Here is a 19,234-nt window from a genome sequence, read left to right as displayed (position 1 = left end):
GCGGCAAGGGGGTCAGCCCGCGCGGCCGGGGAGCATGGACAGGGCCTTGGAGCGCTGTGCGACGAGCCCGTCGTAGGTGCCGTCGCGCTCGGCCCAGCGGTGCGTCAGGACGCCCTTCACGAGGACTTCGCGGGGGGTGGGGTCCTGCGAGAGCAGCTGCACGACCTCGGTGGCGAAGTCGTCGAGCGGCAGCGCGTGCGGGTTCACCTTCTCCTGGCCGGCCGTGGCGACGGCCGGGGGGACGAGTTCGGCGACGTCGACACCGGTGCCGTCGAGCTGCGCGCGCAGTGCCTCGGAGTAGGCGTGCACGGCGGCCTTCGACGCGGCGTAGCTGGGCATGGGCGGGAACGGCAGGAAGGCGATGCCGGAGGTGACGGTGACGAAGGTGCCCTCGCCCCGCCGGACCAGGTGCGGGGTGAAGGCGTCGACGACACGGATGGTGCCGAGCAGGTTGGTGTCGATCGTCGTCCGTGCGGTCTCGAAGTGCGCGGGATCGCGCAGGTCCTCGACGAGCATGACGCCCGACGTGACGACGACGGTGTCCAGCCCGGGGTGGCGGGCGAGGACCGCGTCACGGAGGGAGGCGACGGAGGAGCCGTCGGTGACGTCGACGGCGAAGGTGCCGAAGCCCTCTCCGGCGAGTTCCGCGAGGGCCCGGGTGCTGCGGCCGGCGACGGCCACGGTGCTGCCGGCCGCGGCGAACCGGCGGGCCAGCTCCCGGCCGATTCCCGAGGTTCCGCCGACGACGAGGACGGTGCGGTTGGAGAGATCCACGAGATCTTCCCTTCGGATCGGGGCGCCGAGGGGGTTCGAACCCGCGGCGCGGACGGTGTTGCCGGTTCCGAAGTCTCGAACGTGTCCGCCGGACCCGGCAGAGCCCCCGTCCTCCCTGGTCCTGCCAGGGCCCCCTTCGCGGCGCGCGGACCGCATTACGGTGGCGGTATGAACGACGAGGAATCCGGCAACCGGCTCGGCGGCTACCTCCGCGCCCGGCGCGAGCTGGTCTCCCCGGCCCAGGCGGGCCTCCCGCCCGGCGGCAACCGGCGCGTGCCCGGCCTGCGCCGTGAGGAGGTCGCCCTGCTCGCCGGGATCAGCCCGGACTACTACCTGCGCCTGGAGCGGGGCCGGGACAAGAACCCCTCGCCGCAGGTCCTCGAGGCGCTCGCACGGGTGCTGCGGCTCGACGACGTCGAGCGCGCCTATCTGCTCGGCCTGACGGCGGCACGCCCGAGGGCGCCGCGCCGCAGGCGGCCCGAGCACGTACCGCGGCGGGTGCACGAGTTGCTCGCGCACCTGCAGATCCCCGCGTTCGTGGAGGGGCGCGCGTTCGACGTGCTGGCCTCCAACCCGATGGCGGTCGCGCTCTCCCCCCGTCTGCGGCCGGGCGAGAACCGGCTTCGTTCCCTCCTCCTCGATCCCGAGGAGCAGGCCTTCCAGCAGGACTGGACGAGCGCCACCGCCGATTTCGTGGCCACCTTGCGCACGACCATCGGGGACGACACCGACGACCCCCGGTTCGTCGAGCTGGTCGGGGAGCTCGCGCTGTCCAGTCAGCGGTTCCGCACCCTGTGGGCCCGGCACGACGTCCGCACGCTGGACGGCGGCACGACCACGGTGAACCACCCCGTCGTCGGCGAACTGCGCCTCCACCGCGACAAACTCGCCGTCGACGACGTCATCCTCGTCCTCTACTACCCCGACAAGGGCAGCGACAGCGACGAGAAGCTGCGGCTCCTCGCCGCGCTCTCACCCGCCGGGTCCGACGCCCCGGCGCCCGACGGGCCGAAGGGCACCCCCCGCGGGAAGGCGCCCCGACGTCCCTGACCCGCGCGGTCAGAGGCCGAAGGGCCAGATGAAGCCGCGGTTCATGGTGATGAGCACGACCAGCACCATCAGGTCGGCCGCGCCGAGCACCAGACCGGCGATCGCCCGTACGGGACGCCGGGTGCCCCGGACGAGCGCGACGCCGCCGAGGATCAGGGCGAAGGGGCCGAGCACGATGTTGAAGGCCAGCAGTCCGACCAGGCCCAGCACGAACGCGGCGACGGCCATGCCGTCGGAGCCTTCCGAGCCCGACCGGGCCTTCGCTGCGCGCAGTTCGCGCTCGTGGGCGGATGCGTAGGAGTCCATGGGTGGGTTCCCCCCTGGGAGACGTGGGATCAGCGGTGGCGGCGATGTGCGACGCGCTCGCGGACGTAGAACGTGAGCAGCCAGGCACCGACCACGCCCACCGCGACGAAGAAGACGGGCATCGGGGTGTACGAGACGGTGCCCAGGAGAATCCCCATGGCGACCAGGACGACGAGGAGGGTCACGGGCGGGTGCCTTTCTCGGTTGCCGGATGGCACTGCGGGCTGCGGACGCCGGCCGACGGGTGCGGACGGCGACTCAGTGAACAACTGAAATAACAGTTGTTCACTGAGTGGGAAGTCTACTGTCGCGCAACTCGGCGAACAGCTGTTTACTGGATGACATGAGTCACACCCTCGGGGCCCGTGAGGCCCAGAAGCAGCAGACCCGGCGGGCCCTCCTCGACGCGGGCCTGCGCCTGCTGGAGAACCAGAGCCTGAGCAGCCTGGGACTGCGCGAGGTCACCCGCGAAGTGGGCGTCGCGCCCGCCGGGTTCTACCGGCACTTCCGCGACATGGGCGACCTCGGGGTGGCCCTGGTCGCCGAGTCGCTGGGCAGTCTGCACGGCATGATCCAGGCGATCATGGCCGAGCAGGACGACGCGGAGGAGGTCATCGCCCGCTCCGTCCGGCTGATCGCCCTGCACGTGCGCGACCACCGTCCGCACATCCGCTTCATCGCCCGCGAGCGGCACGGCGGCGTGCAGGCCGTCCGCGAGGCCATCGCCACCGAACTCTCGCTGTTCGCCCGGGAGGTGGCCGAGGCGCTCGGCGCGCAGCCCGTCGCGCACGGCTGGGCGCCCGAGGACGTCCGCATGCTCGCCGAACTGTACGTCGACCGCATGCTGATGACGGCGATCGCCTTCATGGAGGCACCGGCCGGCGACACCGCGGCCGAGGAGCGGGTCGGCGAGCGGGCCCGCAAGGAGCTGTACCTGATCCACCTGGGACGACGGCACTGGCTGGACACCTGAGGGCGAATTGACACTTGCGTGGATTCACCATCTATGGTGATCGCATGGTTTTCGCACTCTTTCGGCGCAATCGCACGGTCAACGGCGGCACGAATCCCGGGCTGTTGCCACCGATCGCCGAGGGTGCGGGACTGATCAGCTGTCAGGTGCTCGACCCCTCGGGCCGGCCGTTGGACGGTGCCGAGGTCACGGTGTCCGAAGCCCGCACCCGCCTCCCGCGCGTGACGGCCACCACCGATCCCTACGGGACGTTCCTGGCCACCCTGCCGCCCGGGCAGTACACCGTGATGATCGGCGCGGACGGCATGCAGCCCTACCGGGGCACCGTGGAGATCGCGGAGGGGCTCCAGTCCCCCGTCGGCGCGGTGCGGTTGACACCCTCGCCGGAGCTCGAACTGCCGCCGCCGGGCACCTGGTTCTTCGACCCGCCGCACACGGCCGTCCGGTTCATCGCCAAGCACGTCGGCATGGCCCATGTGCACGGCCGCTTCGACCGCTTCACGGGCGGGATGCGCGTCGCGGAGCGCATGGAGGACTCCCACGTCGAGATCACCATCGACGCGGCGAGCATCAACACCGGCAACCGGACCCGGGACGGCCACCTGCGCTCCGCGGACTTCCTCGACGTGGCCGCCCACCCCTGGATCCACTTCGCGAGCGACCGCTTCGTGCACCAGGGCGGCTCGCGGTGGGCCGTCCAGGGCCACCTCGGCATGCACGGCGTCAGCCGGTCGGTGACCCTGGACACCGACTACCTGGGCATGGCCACCGGCGGCTACGGCGAGGAGCTGCGCTGCGCGGCCCTCGCCACCGCCGAACTGCACCGCGACGACTACACCCTGAACTGGCAGAGCATGCTGGCGCGGGGTATCGCGGTGGTGGGCCCGACCATAAAGCTGGAGCTCGACGTCCAGGCCATGTTCTCCCGCCACGACACCCCGACACCGCCGGAGTAACCGCCGCGCGTGCCCTCAGGCCGCGGTCGGCGCGGGCGTGATGACGGCGAACGCCGCGCCCTGCGGGTCGACGACCTGGGCGAAGCGCCCGACCTCCGGCACGTCCACCGCGGGTAGGCGCACCGTGCCGCCCGCCGCGACGGCCTTGGCCAGCGTCGCGTCGCAGTCGGCGACGGCGAAGTACGGCAGCCAGTGCGCGCCGGCGCCCGCGGCGAGCATCTCCTCGTCGAGCTGCATGACGCCGCCGTGGGCGTCGCTCTCGCCGCCGCCCGCCGGGGAGACCAGGGTGTAGACCATGCCGGGCATCCGGGAGTCCTCGGTCCTCCAGTCGAAGACCGCGCGGTAGAAGGCCAGTGCCGAGGGCGCGTCGGGGGTGAAGAGCTCCGTCCAGTACAGCGAGCCGGGCTCGTCGACGACGTCCAGGCCCTTGTTGGCGCCCGGCTGCCACACGCAGAACCGGGCCCCGGTCGGGTCGGCGTAGGCCGCCATCCGCCCGAGGTCGAAGACGTCCATGGCGGGGAACCGCACGGCTCCGCCGGCCTGTTCGACGGACTTGGTGGTGGCGTCGGCGTCGGCCGTCTGGAAGAACGGCTCCCAGGCCGCGGCGGTGGCGCCGGGTTCGTTGTTCGGTCCGATGCCGGCGACGGTGCGGTCGCCGATCCGGAACATCCCGTAGCCGCCCGCTTCAGGTCCGGCCGACCGGAAGTCCCAGCCGAAGACCTCGCGGTAGTAGGCCGCCGAGGCCTCGACGTCGGGGGTGCCCAGGTCGAGCCAGTTGGGCGCGCCGGGTACGTAGTTGGTGTTGAGCATGGTGTGCTCCTTCGACGGGGTGCTGTGCCCTGGTCGCTCCCAGTCTTGCAGCGGGCACTGACAGTGGCCCCGTACCGCCCCGTCGCCGCCCCCGTCGCCGCCCTGTCGCCGGCTCCTGCCGCGCCGTCAGCTCCGCTGCGGCTGGCTGGTGATGACCGCGAACAGCGCGCCGAAGGGGTCCGCGAGGTGCGCGAAGCGCCCGACGCCCTCGGCGTGCTGGGGTGCCTTGACGACCTTCCCGCCGAGCTGCGCGGCCTTGGCGACCACCGCGTCGGCGTCCTCGACCTCGAAGTAGGGCAGCCAGTGCGGGGTGACACCGGCGTCCCTCATCGCGTCGGTGATCTCCACGATCCCGCCCAGGGACGCCTCCCGGCCTCCGCCGGAGGTGGACAGCACGCTGTAGCGGGTCGTGCCGAGCGGCACGTCCTGCGCCTGCCATTCGAGGACCGCGCCGTAGAAGGCGCCGGCGGCGGCCGCGTCGGGCGCGTACAGCTCCGCCCACCCGAAGCTGCCCGGCTCGGTGACCACGTCGAGTCCCTTGGTGTCGCGGGGCTGCCACACGGCGAACTCCGCTCCCCCGGGGTCGGTGAAGCCGGCCATCCGGCCGTTGGTGAAGACGTCGAAGGGCGGGAGGCGCACCGTCCCGCCCGCCTGCTCGACCGCCTTGGCGGTGGCGTCGGCGTCGGCGGTCTGGAAGTACAGCGTCCAGGAGGACCGCACGCCCTCCTCGCTGAGCGGACCGAAGGCGGCCACGGTCTTCCCGCCGAGGCGGAAGAAGCCGTAGCCGCCGGCCTCGGGCCCGAGGGGCTGCGCGTCCCAGGAGAAGAGCCCGGTGTAGAAGGAGACCGCCGCCCCGGGGTCCGGGCTGCCCAGGTCGATCCAGTTCGGGGCGCCGTTGACGTACTGGGTGGTGAGCATGGCGGTCTCCTTGGCCTGCGTGCGTGCCCGGTGCTGCCGTGGTCCCGGTGTCCGTCCTCAGTCTGGCACCGGTGCCCGGCTCGCGCCGGGCGGCGTCACTTCCCCTGGGTGAACGCGTCGTAGGCCTTGAGCACCTCGTCCGTCGGGCCGTCCATCCGCAGCGTGCCGTGCTCCAGCCAGATGGCGCGGTCGCAGGTGTCGCGGATCGACTTGTTGTTGTGGCTGACCAGGAAGACGGTGCCGGCCTCCTTGCGCAGCTCGCGGATCCGCGCCTCCGAGCGCTTGCGGAACCGGTTGTCACCGGTCGCCAGCGCCTCGTCGATCATGAGGACGTCGTGGCTCCTGGCCGCGGCGATCGAGAAGCGCAACCGGGCCGCCATGCCGGAGGAGTAGGTGCGCATCGGGAGGGAGATGAAGTCCCCCTTCTCGTTGATCCCGGAGAACTCGACGATCTGCTCGTAGCGCTCCTTGACCTCGTCCTGCGACATGCCCATCGCGAGGCCGCCCAGCATGACGTTGCGCTCGCCGGTCAGGTCGTTCATCAGGGCGGCGTTCACGCCGAGCAGCGAGGGCTGCCCCTGGGTGTACACCTTGCCGCTCTCCGCGGGCAGCAGCCCCGCGACGGCCTTGAGCAGGGTGGACTTGCCCGAGCCGTTGGAGCCGATGAGCCCGATGGACTCGCCGCGGTAGGCGGTGAAGCTCACGCCGCGCACGGCGTGCACCTCGCGGACGTTCGGGTTGCCGCCCTTGCGGCGGACCAGCCGCGTCAGGGCGTTGACCGCGGTGCCGCGGCCGGCGCCCGCGCCGTGCACCCGGTACACGATGTGCAGGTCGTCCACGATCACGGTGGGGATGTGCTCAGCCACGGCCGTACCTCTCCTCAGCCTTCCAGAACCAGACGAAGCCCCCGATGCCCATGACCAGGGCCCAGCCCAGGGCGACCGCCCACACGTGGGGCGGCAGCTGCTCGGAGGTGAAGCTGTCGATCAGCGCGAAGCGCATCAGGTCGATGTAGACCGCCGCCGGGTTCAGTCCGAGCAGGATCTTCACGGCCTGCGGCGCGTGCGCCGCCACGTGGCTGATGCTGTACATGACGCCGGAGGTGTACATCCAGGTGCGCAGGATGAACGGCATCAGCTGCGCGAGGTCGGTCATCTTGCTGCCGAGCCGCGCCATCACCAGCGCCAGCCCCGCGTTGAAGACCGACTGCAACAGGAGCGCCGGGAACACCAGCAGCCAGGACGGCCCCGGCACCTCGCCGGTCATGAGCACGATGGCGACGAGCACGAGCATGGACATCAGCAGCTGCTGCAGCTGCATGATCGTCTGCGCGATCGGCAGGCTGGCCCGGGGGAAGTGCAGGGCCCGCACCAGGCCGAGGTTGCCGGAGATCGCACGGACGCCGGCCATCACCGAGGACTGGGTGAAGGTGTAGACGAAGATGCCGGTGACCAGGAACGCGATGTAGTTGTCGACGCCGCGGTCGGTGCCCAGCAGCAGGCCGAAGATCAAGTAGTACACTGCCGCGTTGAGCAGCGGGGTCAGCACCTGCCACAGTTGCCCCAGGCGCGCACGCGTGTACTGGGCCGACACACGGGCGGTGGCGTACGAGGTGATGAAGTGCCGGCGTCCCCACAGCTGCCGCACGTAGGCGCCCAGCCCGGGACGGGCCCCGCTGACCGTGAGGCCGTGCTTGGCCGCCAGTTCTGCGGGGGACGGCGCCGGGGCGCCGGGCGGCGCGGGCGCCGCTGAGGAGGACTCGATGTCAAGGCTCACGAGGGGGGCGCTTCCGTTCGGGGGGTGATGCGCGAGGGGGGCCGTTTGTGCGCGGACGGAACGAAACCGTATCGTCGTTACCAGGACGTTAGACCACACGGGCGCTGGAACGCAACCGTTCCGTCCCGTCGTCGCGTAGGCTGCCGGACATGGCACCGGACACCGCACCCCCACGACGCGCCCCCGCCGGGGCGGCAGTGCTCCGAGACGATGTCACCGAGGCGATCCGGGCGGCCGTCTTCGAGGAGCTCGCCGCTGTCGGGTACGGGCGGATGTCCATCGAGGGCATCGCACGCCGCGCGGGCGTCGGCAAGGCCGCGGTCTACCGGCGCTGGCGCTCCAAGCTGCCGCTCGTCCTCGACGTGGTGTCCGCCGTCGCGGCCGTCGGCGTCCCGGCGCCCGCCACGGGCAGCCTGCTGGGCGACATCCGGATGCTGCTGGAGGTGACGGCGCGGGCGCTGCGGCACCCCGTCGCCTCGCAGATCATCCCCGACCTGCTGGCGGAGGCCTCCCGCAACCCCGAGATCGCCGCGACGCTGCAGACCGCGCTGCGCGACACCCAGCGTGGCATCGCCACCGCCATCGTCGACGCCGCCGTCGAGCGCGGCGAGCTGCCCGCCGGCACGGACCGCGACCTCGCCCTCGACCTCATCGCCGGCCCCCTCTACTGGCGCCTCGCGGTCCTCCGCTCCCCCCTCACCCCCCGCTACCTCGACCGCCTCGCGGTCGCGACGACCGCCGCGCTGGCGGCCTCGGCGTAGGGACGGGGCCCGGCTGGTCGACACCACGGCGCCGGTGGCACGTCCGGCAGCGCGGGCAGTACGCCCCCGGCACACCGCCGACCCGCCGGAGCGGCGCCACGACGCTTCACCTGCGCACCGCGAGCCGGGCGGTGGAGGGAGGCCACGCGAGCCGGGCCCGCCAGCCGGGACACCCGCGGCCCGAGACAGCCGTCGCCGCGCACGCGGACCCCGGGCTGGGGTGACCCGCGCGGATGCGGTTGCCACGCCACCGCCGCCGCAGCACGTTGCCCCCGTCACACGGCGGGCGAAGCAGCCGGACGGGCCGCAAGCCCCTCCCCCGCAGCCTCCGGGGATCAGCCGCGAGGGACGGCGAAGTCCTCGAGGCGGGCGCGTTCCGGGGCTAGGGCGGACCACGGCTCGGACCAGGTGAGGACGGCCAGGGCGGACGTCGGGAACTTGTCGGCGGCTCGCAGCAGGGCGTCGGCGCGGGCCTGGCCCGTCAGGCGCAGGACGAGGTCCTGGACCCCCGGGTTGTGGCCGACCAGCACGAGGGACCCGGCGTCCTCGGGGGCCTCGCGCAGGACGTCGAGCAGGGCGCGGGCGGTGGCGGCGTAGACCCGCTCGTCCAGGCGCACGGGCACGGACGGCTTGGCGCCCAGGGCCGCGGCGGCGAGTTCCCAGGTCTCCTGGGTGCGCCGGGAGGTCGAGCAGATCACCAGGTCGGGGGTGTGTCCGTTCTCCCGCAGCCAGCGGCCGACGGCAGGGGCGTCGCGGCGGCCGCGGGGGCCGAGCGGGCGGTCGTGGTCCGGGACGTCCGGGGGCCAGGCGGACTTGGCGTGCCGCAGCACGACGAGGCGTCGCGGACCGGCCTCCGCGCGTCGCTTCACGACCGCACCCCGCCGACCTCGGCGCTCAGCTCCAGGGCCAGCACCCGGTCCGCCCGGGCGAACGTCTCGAAGCGGGAGCCGTCGGGCAGGGCGGCCTCCTCCTCCAGCCGGTCGAGGACGGCCAGGTGGGCGGCGGTGTCGAGGTCCGCGTCCAGGGCGGCCTGGAGGCGTTCGACGTACTGGGCGCACATCGGCTTCGACGGCGACTCGGCCCAGCGGGCCACCGCGCCGCGCCACCGCCGCAGACCGGCGTCGGCCCCGTCGAGTACCGGCGCGGACAGGTCCGCGGGCGCCCTGCGGTCGAGCCGGAGCAAGGCGAGACGTACGGCGGGGCCGGGCGCGGCTACTTCGTCCGGGTGAACCTGCGCGACGTCGAGACGGAGGCCGCCGGTCCCGGTGCCCGTCGGGGCGACGTGCACCCGGGCCGGGCCCGCGAGCGCCGCCTCCGCCGCGCGGACGTCGTCCCCGCGCGCCGCGCGGGGCCCGATGCCCAGCGCCGCGGCGGCGGCGTCCAGTGCGGGGTCGGCCGGGCCGACCGAGGCGACCAGCACCTGCCCGCCGTGCGTCTCCACGGCGCGGGCCAGCACGTCCGCCACCAGCAGCACCCGCAGCGCCGTCGTCCTCCCGCCCGCGGCGCCGGTGTGCGCCAGCACCCGCAGCGGCACGCGCCGCCCCGGGTCGAGTTCCACGGGCTCCCCGCTCCTGCCGTCCACGATGCGCAGCACGCCTTTGAATCTAACCCGTACGGCCCACGGGCGCAGGTGCCCCTGCCGGGTGACGGGCTCTCCCACGGCGTTCCGGCTGCGTGGAGGACGACGCGGCCGCCCGCCCTCCCCGGCGCCCGAACCACCCACCGGGGCACCACCCTTCGGGGCACTCGGGTCCCCGGCGGGCCCGCGGCCGGCCTCGGGCCCCGCGTCGCACGCCGCTTCGCCGGGGCCGGGCGGTCAGTCGTCCTCGGCGGGCAGCGCGGCGCGGTCCGGGCCCTGGGCGCGGACGCGCTGGACCTGCTCCAGGGAGTCGCGCAGGTCCCCGAGCCAGGGGTCGGTGTTGGCGCGGACGAGGCGCACGCACCAGGCGAGGGCCTCGCTGCGGCTGCGGGCGACGCCGCCCCCGACGAGGGTGTCGAGGACCTGGCGCTCGGGCTGGCGGAGCCGGGTCATGACGGGGACGGAGACGGTGGTGTACAGGGCCCGGCGCCCGCCGCACTCCACGCCCCAGGAGACCTTGCGCCCGAAGCGGTGTTCGGCCTCGCGGGCGACGGCGACACGGTCCTCGCGGGTGCGCTCCCGGAACTCGGCGACGCGTCCGTCGAGCGCGGCCTCGCGTTCGACGGGTGACGCGCCGGCGTCGACCTCCGGTGCGGGGATGCGGCCGACGACGGTGATCTCCTCGCGGTCGACCGTCACCTCCACGAGCGCCTCGAACAGTCCGTCGGGGAGCCGCCCGGCAAGCCAGCCACGCACTGCTTCCATCTGTTCGCTCGTAATCATGTAATCAACATTACGCCTCGGATATCCGAGCACAAGAGGCCCGTGGAACTCGCGTCCGAGGCGTCGCGTTGTCCCCGGGCGCGACTTACAGTTGCGCGTATCGGAGCAGAACGGGGGAATCGCCACGCGGCGCCTCTGGGAGGCCTCATGACCCGCATCTCGGTGAAGGTGGACGGCACGGCCTACGAGGACGAGGTGGAGCCCCGCCTCCTGCTCGTCCATTACCTGCGGGACCGGCTCGGCCTGACCGGTACCCCCATCGGGTGCGACACCACGAACTGCGGCGCCTGCACGGTGGACCTCGACGGCGCGAGCGTGAAGAGCTGTTCCGTGCTCGCCGTACAGGCCGACGGCGGCGAGGTGACGACGATCCAGGGGCTGGCCTCCGCCGACGGCGAGTGGCACCCCCTGCAGCGGGCGTTCCACGAGCAGCACGCGCTGCAGTGCGGCTTCTGCACGCCCGGCATGATCATGGCCGCCCGCGACCTGCTGCGGGAGAACCCCGACCCCACGCCCGAGGAGGTCCGCGAGGGTCTGGAGGGCAACCTGTGCCGCTGCACGGGTTACATGAACATCGTGCGCGCCGTGCTGGCGGCCGCCGCCGAGGAACGCCGCCACCAGGCGCCGGAGCCCGGCGCCGTGGCCGAGCACGCCGCGCCGAGCCCGGCCGGGAGCGGGGCGCCGGTATGACCGACCAACTGACCGGACGCGAACCCGAGGTCGGCCGGGCCCGCGTCCGCAAGGAGGACGCCCGGCTGGTGACCGGCCGGACGACCTGGACCGACAACATCAGCGTCCCGGGGCTGCTGCACATCGCGATCCTGCGCAGCCCGATGGCGCACGCCCGCATCGAGCGGATCGACGTCACCCCGGCCCTCGAACGGCCGGGGGTCGTCGCCGCCTACAGCGGCCGCGACCTGGCCGAGGGGCTCGGGTCGCTGCCCTGCGCCTGGCCCGTCACCGAGGACATCGTGCTGCCCGAGCACCCGCCGGTCGCCGTCGACGAGGTCCGCCACACCGGCGACCCGGTCGCGGTCGTCGTGGCCCGCGACCGCTACGCGGCGGCCGACGCGCTGGAGGCGATCGACGTCGACTACGAGCCGCTGCCCCCGGTCCTCGACATGGAGGCGGCGCTCGCCGAGGGCGCCCCGCTGGTCCACGCCGACAAGGGCACCAACCGCTGCTACACCTGGCCGCTGGCCACCGGCGAGGACTACGCCACCGTGCGCGAGCGGGCCGACGTGGTGCTGCGCCGGCGCTTCGTGCAGCAGCGGCTCATCCCCAACGCCATGGAGCCGCGGGCCGTCGTGGCGGTCCCGCCGGACACCTCGGACCAGTACACCCTCTACTCCGCGACGCAGATCCCGCACATCGTGCGGGTGATGATGGCCGTCGTCACCGGCATCCCGGAGCAGCGGCTGCGGGTCGTCGCGCCGGACGTCGGCGGCGGCTTCGGCTCCAAGCTCCAGGTCTACGGCGAGGAGGCGATCGGCCTGGCCGTCGCCCGGATGCTGGGCCGCCCGGTCAAGTGGACGGAGTCCCGTTCGGAGGGGTACCTGGCCACCCACCACGGACGCGACCAGATCCAGGACCTCGAACTCGCCGCGACGCGCGACGGCAGACTGCTGGGCCTGAAGGTGGAACTGCTCGCCGACATGGGCGCGTACCTGATGATCGTGACGCCGGGCGTCCCGCTGCTCGGGGCGTTCATGTTCCCCGGCATCTACAAGATGGACGCCTACGACTTCACCTGCACGGGCGTCTTCACCACCAAGACCCCCACCGACGCGTACCGCGGCGCGGGCCGCCCCGAGGCGACGTTCGCGATCGAGCGCATGATGGACGAACTCGCCGCCGAACTCGGCGTGGACCCGGTGGAGGTGCGCCGCCGCAACTGGATCGGCCACGACGAGTTCCCCTACACCACCATCGGCGGCCTCACCTACGACAGCGGGGACTACGAGTCGGCGACGGACAAGGCGCTCGCCCTCTTCGGCTACGACGACCTGCGGGCCGAGCAGCGCAGGCGCGAGGAGCGCGGCGACCCGGTGCGGCTGGGCATCGGCGTGTCGACGTACACGGAGATGTGCGGGCTCGCGCCCAGCCGGATCCTGCGCGACCTGCGCTACGGCGCGGGCGGCTGGGAGGCGGCGTCGATCCGCATGCTGCCGACGGGCAAGGTGGAGGTGCTGACCGGCACCAGCCCGCACGGGCAGGGCCATGTGACGAGCTGGAGCCAGATCGCGGCGGACGTGCTGGGCGTGCCCTTCGAGGACGTCGAGGTGCTGCACGGCGACACCCGCACGGTGCCGCAGGGCATGGACACCTACGGCTCGCGCTCGCTGGTCGTCGGCGGGGTGGCCGTGCACCGCGCCGCGCGGAAGGTGGTCGACAAGGCCCGCAAGGTCGCCGCGCACCTGCTGGAGGCGAGCGAGGACGACCTGGATTTCGCCGGCGGCGTCTTCTCGGTGAAGGGCTCGCCGGACGCGCGCCGGACGATCCAGGAGGTGGCCTTCGCGACGTTCACCTCGCACGACCTGCCCGACGGGCTGGAGCCGACGATCAACGCGGAGCACGTGGAGGACCCCGAGGCCTTCTCCTACCCGCACGGCACGCACCTGTGCGCGGTGGAGGTGGACACCGAGACCGGGCGGGCGCGCATCCGCAGTTACGTGTGCGTGGACGACGTCGGCAAGGTCGTCAACCCGATGATCGTGGAGGGTCAGGTGCACGGCGGCCTCGCCCAGGGCATCGCCCAGGCCCTGTTCGAGGAGGCGGTCTACGACGATGAGGGCAACCTGGTCTCCGGCACCATGGCCGACTACCTGGTGCCCTGCGCGGCCGACCTGCCCGACTTCCTGACCGACCGCACCGAGACGCCGGCGACCACCAACCCGCTGGGCGTCAAGGGCGTCGGCGAGGCCGGGACGATCGCCTCGACCCCCGCGGTGGTCAACGCCGTGGTCGACGCCCTGCGGCCGCTGGGCGTCACGGACGTGCCGATGCCGTGCACGCCGGAACGGATCTGGCGGGCCCTGCGGGACGCGCGGCGCTCCGCACGGCCGGAGGAGGACGGCTCATGATCCCCGCGTCGTTCGAGTACGCCAGGCCCCGCACCGTGGAGGAGGCGGTGCGGCAGCTCGCCCTCGCCGGGGAGGACGCGAAGGTGCTGGCGGGCGGTCAGAGCCTGCTGCCGATCCTGCGGATGCGGCTCGCCTTCCCCGAACTGCTCGTGGACGTCGGCCGGATTCCCGGCCTGCGCGGGGTGCGGGTCGACGGGGACGACCTCGTCATCGGCGCCCTGACCTCGCACCACGACATCGTGCACGACCCCCTGGTGCGGCGGCACGCCGGGCTGCTGGCCGCCGCCACGGCCACGGTGGCCGATCCGGCGGTACGCCACCGGGGCACGATCGGCGGCTCCATCGCCCACGCCGACCCGGCCGGGGACGTGCCCGCGGCCGTCCTCGCCCTCGACGCCGAACTGGTCGTCCAGGGTCCGGACGGGCAACGGACCCTCCCGGCGCGGGAGTTCTTCACCGACTACCTGCAGACGGCGCTGCGGCCCGACGAACTGCTGGTGGAGGTGCGGGTACCCAAGGCGGACGCCTGGGGCTTCCACTACGAGAAGTTCCAACTGAGCGCCCAGGCATGGGCCGTGGTGGGGGTGGCGGCGCTGGTGCGGCGCGACGACGGCCACATCGTCGAGTGCCGTGTCGGGCTGTCGAACATGGGGCCCACCCCGGTGCGCGCCACCGCCTGCGAGGCCGCGCTCGCGGGCGCCGACGCCGCCCCGGAGGCGGTGGCCTCGGCCGCCGGCAGCGCCGCGGAGGGCACCCGGCCCGGGTCCGACCTGTCGGCGTCCGCCGAGTACCGGGAGCACCTGGCGCGGGTGCTCACCCGCAGGGCGGTCCTCGCCGCCGCGGAGCTGACATGAGGAGCGGACGCAGCGCATGACCTGGCCGGCGCACGGGAATCCGCCGGGGTGGACCACCCCGGCGAGCCCCGCCTGCGGACCGCTCCCCCTGGCGACGGCACGCGCCGGAGCGGTGGGTCCGCACGGCCCCGGCACCGCGGCTCCCGCCCCCGGCGCCGGACCGGCCGGCGGACCGGCCGCCGCTGCCACCGGACCGGCTTCCGCGCCGTACCGTGCCGCCCCCGCCGCCGACCGGGACGACGGGGCGGTCGGGGCGGTGCCGGCGATCTCCGGCCCCGAGGAGATCCGGGCCCGGCTGGAGGAGACCGGCTACCTGGTCGACGACGGCCTCGCGGTCGCCTGCTACCTGGCGCTGACGCTGCACCGCCCGATCTTCTGCGAGGGCGACGCGGGCGTCGGCAAGACGGCGCTGGCGCACGCGCTCGCCGGAGCCCTCGGCGCGCCGCTGATCCGGCTGCAGTGCTACGAGGGCATCGACGCCTCCCAGGCGCTGTACGACTGGGACTTCCCCCGGCAGTTGCTGCACCTGCGGGCGGCCGAGGCCGCGGGCGTCAGCGACCCGGAGACGCTGGAGGGCGAGCTCTACAGCCGGCGGTTCCTGCTGGCACGGCCACTGCTGCGGGCCCTGGAGACCAGCCCCTCGGTGCTGCTGGTCGACGAGGTCGACCGCGCGGACGACGAGTTCGAGGCCTTCCTGCTGGAACTGCTGTCGGAGTACTCCGTCACCGTCCCCGAACTGGGCACCCTGCGGGCGCAGTCGCCGCCCGTGGTGGTGCTGACGTCCAACCGGACGCGCGAGGTGCACGACGCCCTGAAGCGGCGCTGCCTCTACCACTGGTTCGAACACCCCGGCTTCGAGCGGGAGCTGGCGATCGTACGGCGCAGGCAGCCGCATGTGGCGGCACGCCTCGCGGCGCAGGTGACGGCCGTGGTGCAGTGCCTGCGCGAGCAGGACCTGGTGCGGCCGCCCGGGGTGGCGGAGACCATCGACTGGGCGGAGGCGCTCGCCGCGCTGGGGGCGACGGAACTCGACGCGGACCTGGCGATGACCACCCTCGGCTCGGTGCTCAAGTACCGCGAGGACGCCCAGCGGGCGCGCTCGCTGGACCTGTCGGGGATCCTCGCCGCACGGGCGGGCGGGGCGCGGTGAGCACGATGCGCACGGTCACGGCGGACGGCACGGCGGGGGTGGTGGGCTTCGCCCGCGCCCTGCGGGCCGCAGGGGTGCCGGCCGGCCCCGACCGGGTGGCCGCGTTCCTTGCCGCGCTCGGCCGGCTCGACCCGGGGCGGCGCCGCGACGTGTACTGGGCGGGGCGGCTCACGCTCTGCGGCGGGCCGGACGACCTGGAGCGCTACGACCGGGTCTTCGCGGCCTTCTTCGACGGCGAACGGCCGCCGCGCCGGGTGCGTCCGGCGGTCCGCCCGGTGCGCCCGCCCGCGGTGCCGCGAGCCGAGCCCGGGGAGCGGACCACCGAGGAGGGCGGTGAAGGACCCACCGCGACCGCGCTCGCCAGTGCGACCGAGGTGCTGCGGCACCGTGACATCGCCGTACTGACCACGGCGGAGCGGGCCCAACTGAACCAGCTGCTGGCGGTGTTCGCCCTCGACGGCGAGCCGCGCCGCAGCTCCCGGCGCCGCCCGGCACGCCGCGGTGGCGTGGATCCGCGCCGTACCGTACGGGAGTTGCTGCGCCGGGGCGGGGAGCCTGCCGTCCTGCTGCGGCGGGCCCCGGCGCGCAAGCCGCGCCGGGTGGTGCTGCTGCTGGACGTCAGCGGGTCGATGGCCCCGTACGCGGACGCGCTGCTGCGGTTCGCGCACGCCGCCGCGCACGGTTCGCGCGGCCGCACGCCCACCGAGGTCTTCACCCTCGGCACCCGGCTGACCCGCGTCACCCGCGAGATGGGACGCCGAGACCCCGACGCGGCGCTGGCCGCGGTCGGGGCCGCGGTGCCCGACTGGAGCGGCGGCACCCGGCTCGGGGAGACGCTGCGGGCGTTCCTCGACCGCTGGGGCGCGCGGGGCACAGCGCGCGGCGCGGTGGTCGTGCTGCTGTCGGACGGCTGGGAGCGCGGCGACCCCGCCCTGCTGGCCGCGCAGATGCGGCGGCTGGCACGGCTGGCGCACCGCGTGGTGTGGGCCAACCCGCGCAAGGCCAGACCGGGGTACGCCCCGCTGGCAGCGGGGATGGCGGCGGCGCTGCCGAGCGTCGACGCCTTCGTGGAGGGGCACAGTCTGGGCGCGCTGGAACGTCTGGCCGCCGTGGTGAGAGGAGCCGACGGTGCGTGAGATCCTTCCTGCGCTGGACGACTGGTACGCCTCGGGAACCCCGTTCGGGCTCGCCACGGTGGTGGCGGTGAGCCGCAGCGCCCCGCGCGGGCCGGGCGCGGCCATGGCGGTGGGACCGGGTGACGAGGTCGTCGGCAGCGTCTCCGGGGGCTGCGTGGAAGGCGCGGTCTTCGAACTGGCCAAGGAGGTCGTCGCGTCGGGCGAGGCCCGGCTGCACACCTTCGGCTACAGCGACGCCGACGCCTTCGAGGTGGGACTGACCTGCGGCGGCGAGATCACCCTGCTGGTCCGTCCGGTCTCCCCGGCCACGGACGCGGGCTTCGGCGAGGTGGCGGCCTCCGTCGCCGCGCACCGCCCGGTGGTCACCGCGACGGTGCTCGACGGTCCCGCCCCGCGCGGCGCGACGCTCACGGTGTGGCCGGACCGGGTCGCCGGCACCCTCGGCTCGGAGGGCCTGGACGCGGCGGTCACGGACGACTCCCGCGGCGAGCTGGCCCAGGGCGCCACCGGGCAGCGCCACTACGGCCGCCACGGCGAACGGCGCGAGGACGACGTGACGGTGTTCCTGCAGTCCTTCGCCCCGCCGCCGCGGATGCTGGTGTTCGGCGCCATCGACTTCGCGGCGGCGGTGGCGCGCATCGGGCTGTTCCTGGGCTACCGGGTGACCGTCTGCGACGCGCGTCCGGTGTTCGCGACCCCGAAGCGCTTCCCCGAGGGCGTGGAGGTCGTCGTCGACTGGCCGCACCGCTACCTGGGCGGGACGGAGACCGACGACCGCACGGTGGTGTGCGTCCTCACCCACGACCCCAAGTTCGACGTGCCACTGCTGGAGGTCGCGCTGCGCCGGCCGGCCGCGTACATCGGCGTGATGGGCAGCCGGCGCACGCACGACGACCGGCTCAAGCGGCTGCGCGACACGACGCTCGCACCGGCCGAACTCGCCCGGCTGCGCTCGCCGATCGGGCTGGACCTGGGCGCGCGCACCCCCGAGGAGGTCGCGGTGTCGATCGCCGCCGAGATCATCGCGCTGCGCTGGGGCGGCAGCGGCACCCCGCTGTCGGGTACGGCCGGCGCGATCCACCCTCCGGTGCTCAGGCCGGTGTGACGAGGAGTAGATCATGGAACTGCACCACGAGTTCACGGTCCCCGTCCCGGTGGCGGAGGCCTGGCCGGCGCTGCTGGACATCGAGCGCGTCGCACCGTGCATGCCGGGCGCGACGGTGGACGAGTACGACGGCGAGACCGTCATGGGCACGGTGCGGGTCAAGGTCGGCCCGGTGACGGTGACGTACCGCGGCACGGCGGTCTTCGAGGAGCGGGACGGGACCGCGCACCGCGTCGTGCTGGCCGCCCGCGGCAAGGAGGTCCGCGGCCAGGGCACGGCGCGGGCGACGGTGACCGGCACCCTGACGGAGAAGGACGGCGCGACGGTCGTCTCGGTCACGACCGACCTCGCCGTGACGGGCCGGCCCGCGCAGTTCGGCCGCGGTGTGATGGCCGAGGTCGGCGACCGGATCATCGGCCGGTTCGCCGACTGCCTCGCCTCCCGGCTCGCCGCCCCGCAGCCCGCCGCCGTCGGCGAGGACGCCGCGGAGACCACGCCCCCGACGCCGGCCGGACCCGAGGACGAACCCCTCGACCTCCTCCGCATCGCCGGCGCCCCCGTCGCCCGACGCGCCGCGGTGGCGGGTCTGGCGGCTGCGGCCGTCGCGGCGGCGGTCGTCGTCCTCCTGCGACGCCGCAGGCGCTGACGGGGGGGTGCGGTGGGGGTGGGGTGATCGTTCGGCTGTCCCGTCGTCTCGCGCCCTGCGGGCGCAAAGATGCGGGCTGCGGGTGGGAGGGTCGGGGTTCGGGGCTGGTCTGCAGTGTGGGGGCCGGTGGGCGGCCGGGGTTCAGGCGCCGGAGCGGGGTCGGTTGTTCATCTGGTACCGGTCTCGTTGCCGTCAGCGGGTATAGATGACCGGTGACCACGCCCACCCTTGGTGGGTGGCGCGCCCGCCGTAACCGGCGTCTGCGGCTGCTTCCCCGATCCGAGATCGGGCTCTGTTCCGACGTCCATGACGCTGAAAGCGGGCCCGATCTCCCGCCGACCCCACGGCAGCACCCCGAAATACCCGCAGACGCAGGTAAGGGCGGGCGCGCCCACCACCGGCAGTAGGCGTGGAAGCGGCCGTCTATACCCGCGGACGGCAACGAGACCCCAGGCCAGCGGAAAGGCAACCCGCTCCGGCGCCTGAACCCCAGCCGACCACCGGGCCGCACACTGCCGACAAGCCCCGGACCCCCACCCTCCCCTCCGCAGCCGGCATCTTTGCGCCCGCAGGG

Annotated in this window: 21 protein-coding genes; 11 read left to right on the top strand and 10 right to left on the bottom strand. The window is 74.0% G+C overall.

Annotated features, from left to right (window positions below):
* Window positions 1-12: 12 nt before the first annotated feature.
* Window positions 13-774, bottom strand: a complete 762-nt coding sequence (locus tag ACZ7MY_RS22910; protein WP_499604194.1) for an SDR family oxidoreductase — start codon at window positions 772-774, stop codon at window positions 13-15.
* 168 nt (window positions 775-942) lie between these two features.
* Here ACZ7MY_RS22910 and ACZ7MY_RS22905 point away from each other — a divergent pair, with 168 nt between their 5' ends.
* Window positions 943-1,824, top strand: a complete 882-nt coding sequence (locus tag ACZ7MY_RS22905) for a helix-turn-helix transcriptional regulator (protein WP_499604192.1) — start codon at window positions 943-945, stop codon at window positions 1,822-1,824.
* 9 nt (window positions 1,825-1,833) lie between these two features.
* Here ACZ7MY_RS22905 and ACZ7MY_RS22900 read toward each other — a convergent pair whose 3' ends face one another.
* Window positions 1,834-2,130, bottom strand: a complete 297-nt coding sequence (locus tag ACZ7MY_RS22900; RefSeq protein ID WP_499604191.1) for a DUF4190 domain-containing protein — start codon at window positions 2,128-2,130, stop codon at window positions 1,834-1,836.
* 29 nt (window positions 2,131-2,159) lie between these two features.
* Complete coding sequence (locus tag ACZ7MY_RS22895) at window positions 2,160-2,315, bottom strand: hypothetical protein (protein WP_499604190.1); 156 nt, start codon at window positions 2,313-2,315, stop codon at window positions 2,160-2,162.
* A gap of 158 nt (window positions 2,316-2,473) precedes the next feature.
* On the opposite strand from ACZ7MY_RS22895, the gene ACZ7MY_RS22890 reads away from it, so the two are divergent.
* Together ACZ7MY_RS22890 and ACZ7MY_RS22885 are read left to right on the top strand one after the other, a co-directional pair.
* Window positions 2,474-3,103 (top strand): TetR family transcriptional regulator, encoded by a 630-nt coding sequence (locus ACZ7MY_RS22890; protein WP_499604188.1) that lies wholly within the window; start codon window positions 2,474-2,476, stop codon window positions 3,101-3,103.
* 44 nt (window positions 3,104-3,147) lie between these two features.
* Window positions 3,148-4,059 carry a YceI family protein gene (locus ACZ7MY_RS22885; protein WP_499604186.1) on the top strand — a complete coding sequence of 304 codons (912 nt, stop codon included), beginning with the start codon at window positions 3,148-3,150 and terminating at the stop codon, window positions 4,057-4,059.
* 15 nt (window positions 4,060-4,074) lie between these two features.
* Here ACZ7MY_RS22885 and ACZ7MY_RS22880 read toward each other — a convergent pair whose 3' ends face one another.
* The 4 genes from ACZ7MY_RS22880 to ACZ7MY_RS22865 form a co-directional block, all read right to left on the bottom strand.
* Window positions 4,075-4,869 carry a VOC family protein gene (locus ACZ7MY_RS22880; protein WP_499604185.1) on the bottom strand — a complete coding sequence of 265 codons (795 nt, stop codon included), beginning with the start codon at window positions 4,867-4,869 and terminating at the stop codon, window positions 4,075-4,077.
* Window positions 4,870-4,995: 126 nt separating this feature from the next.
* The gene (locus ACZ7MY_RS22875; protein WP_499604184.1) at window positions 4,996-5,787 is read right to left on the bottom strand and encodes a VOC family protein; all 792 of its coding nucleotides are present in this window, start codon (window positions 5,785-5,787) and stop codon (window positions 4,996-4,998) included.
* Between the two features lie 95 nt (window positions 5,788-5,882).
* Window positions 5,883-6,653, bottom strand: a complete 771-nt coding sequence (locus ACZ7MY_RS22870; protein WP_499604182.1) for an ABC transporter ATP-binding protein — start codon at window positions 6,651-6,653, stop codon at window positions 5,883-5,885.
* Window positions 6,646-7,563, bottom strand: a complete 918-nt coding sequence (locus tag ACZ7MY_RS22865; RefSeq protein ID WP_499604180.1) for an ABC transporter permease — start codon at window positions 7,561-7,563, stop codon at window positions 6,646-6,648. The genes ACZ7MY_RS22870 and ACZ7MY_RS22865 overlap by 8 nt, the downstream gene beginning before the upstream one ends.
* Window positions 7,564-7,712: 149 nt before the next feature.
* On the opposite strand from ACZ7MY_RS22865, the gene ACZ7MY_RS22860 reads away from it, so the two are divergent.
* Window positions 7,713-8,324: a TetR/AcrR family transcriptional regulator gene (locus ACZ7MY_RS22860; protein ID WP_499604179.1), complete on the top strand. Its 612-nt coding sequence runs from the start codon at window positions 7,713-7,715 to the stop codon at window positions 8,322-8,324.
* Window positions 8,325-8,659: 335 nt separating this feature from the next.
* Here the strand turns inward: ACZ7MY_RS22860 and ACZ7MY_RS22855 are convergent, their stop codons facing one another.
* The 3 genes from ACZ7MY_RS22855 to abmR all read right to left on the bottom strand — a co-directional run bounded on the left by ACZ7MY_RS22855 (window position 8,660) and on the right by abmR (window position 10,686).
* On the bottom strand, window positions 8,660-9,193 hold the full coding sequence (locus ACZ7MY_RS22855) for a SixA phosphatase family protein (RefSeq protein ID WP_499604177.1): 534 nt from the start codon (window positions 9,191-9,193) through the stop codon (window positions 8,660-8,662).
* Entirely contained in the window at window positions 9,190-9,918 is a 729-nt protein-coding gene (locus ACZ7MY_RS22850) for a hypothetical protein (protein ID WP_499604176.1), read from the bottom strand. Before ACZ7MY_RS22850 ends, ACZ7MY_RS22855 begins: the two co-directional genes overlap by 4 nt.
* A gap of 222 nt (window positions 9,919-10,140) precedes the next feature.
* Window positions 10,141-10,686: an ATP-binding transcription factor AbmR gene (abmR, locus tag ACZ7MY_RS22845; protein WP_499604175.1), complete on the bottom strand. Its 546-nt coding sequence runs from the start codon at window positions 10,684-10,686 to the stop codon at window positions 10,141-10,143.
* A 147-nt stretch (window positions 10,687-10,833) separates the two neighbouring features.
* Between abmR and ACZ7MY_RS22840 the strand changes: the two genes are divergently transcribed.
* Genes ACZ7MY_RS22840 through ACZ7MY_RS22810 form a run of 7 tightly spaced genes read left to right on the top strand, consistent with a single transcriptional unit; the run spans window position 10,834 to window position 18,660 of the window.
* Window positions 10,834-11,376, top strand: coding sequence for a (2Fe-2S)-binding protein (locus ACZ7MY_RS22840; protein WP_499604173.1), 543 nt, complete (start codon window positions 10,834-10,836; stop codon window positions 11,374-11,376).
* Window positions 11,373-13,769: a xanthine dehydrogenase family protein molybdopterin-binding subunit gene (locus ACZ7MY_RS22835; RefSeq protein ID WP_499604171.1), complete on the top strand. Its 2,397-nt coding sequence runs from the start codon at window positions 11,373-11,375 to the stop codon at window positions 13,767-13,769. The genes ACZ7MY_RS22840 and ACZ7MY_RS22835 overlap by 4 nt, the downstream gene beginning before the upstream one ends.
* Complete coding sequence (locus ACZ7MY_RS22830; RefSeq protein ID WP_499604169.1) at window positions 13,766-14,623, top strand: FAD binding domain-containing protein; 858 nt, start codon at window positions 13,766-13,768, stop codon at window positions 14,621-14,623. Before ACZ7MY_RS22835 ends, ACZ7MY_RS22830 begins: the two co-directional genes overlap by 4 nt.
* Window positions 14,624-14,639: 16 nt before the next feature.
* Window positions 14,640-15,773: an AAA family ATPase gene (locus tag ACZ7MY_RS22825; RefSeq protein ID WP_499604167.1), complete on the top strand. Its 1,134-nt coding sequence runs from the start codon at window positions 14,640-14,642 to the stop codon at window positions 15,771-15,773.
* A 5-nt stretch (window positions 15,774-15,778) separates the two neighbouring features.
* Window positions 15,779-16,909, top strand: a complete 1,131-nt coding sequence (locus ACZ7MY_RS22820) for a vWA domain-containing protein (RefSeq protein ID WP_499604166.1) — start codon at window positions 15,779-15,781, stop codon at window positions 16,907-16,909.
* Window positions 16,902-18,014, top strand: coding sequence for an XdhC family protein (locus ACZ7MY_RS22815; protein WP_499604164.1), 1,113 nt, complete (start codon window positions 16,902-16,904; stop codon window positions 18,012-18,014). The genes ACZ7MY_RS22820 and ACZ7MY_RS22815 overlap by 8 nt, the downstream gene beginning before the upstream one ends.
* A gap of 13 nt (window positions 18,015-18,027) precedes the next feature.
* Window positions 18,028-18,660: an SRPBCC family protein gene (locus ACZ7MY_RS22810; protein WP_499604162.1), complete on the top strand. Its 633-nt coding sequence runs from the start codon at window positions 18,028-18,030 to the stop codon at window positions 18,658-18,660.
* Window positions 18,661-19,234: the final 574 nt, after the last annotated feature.

The sequence above is a fragment of the Streptomyces sp. NPDC111520 genome (assembly GCF_055635295.1).
This window is presented reverse-complemented; position numbering and strand designations above follow the sequence as displayed.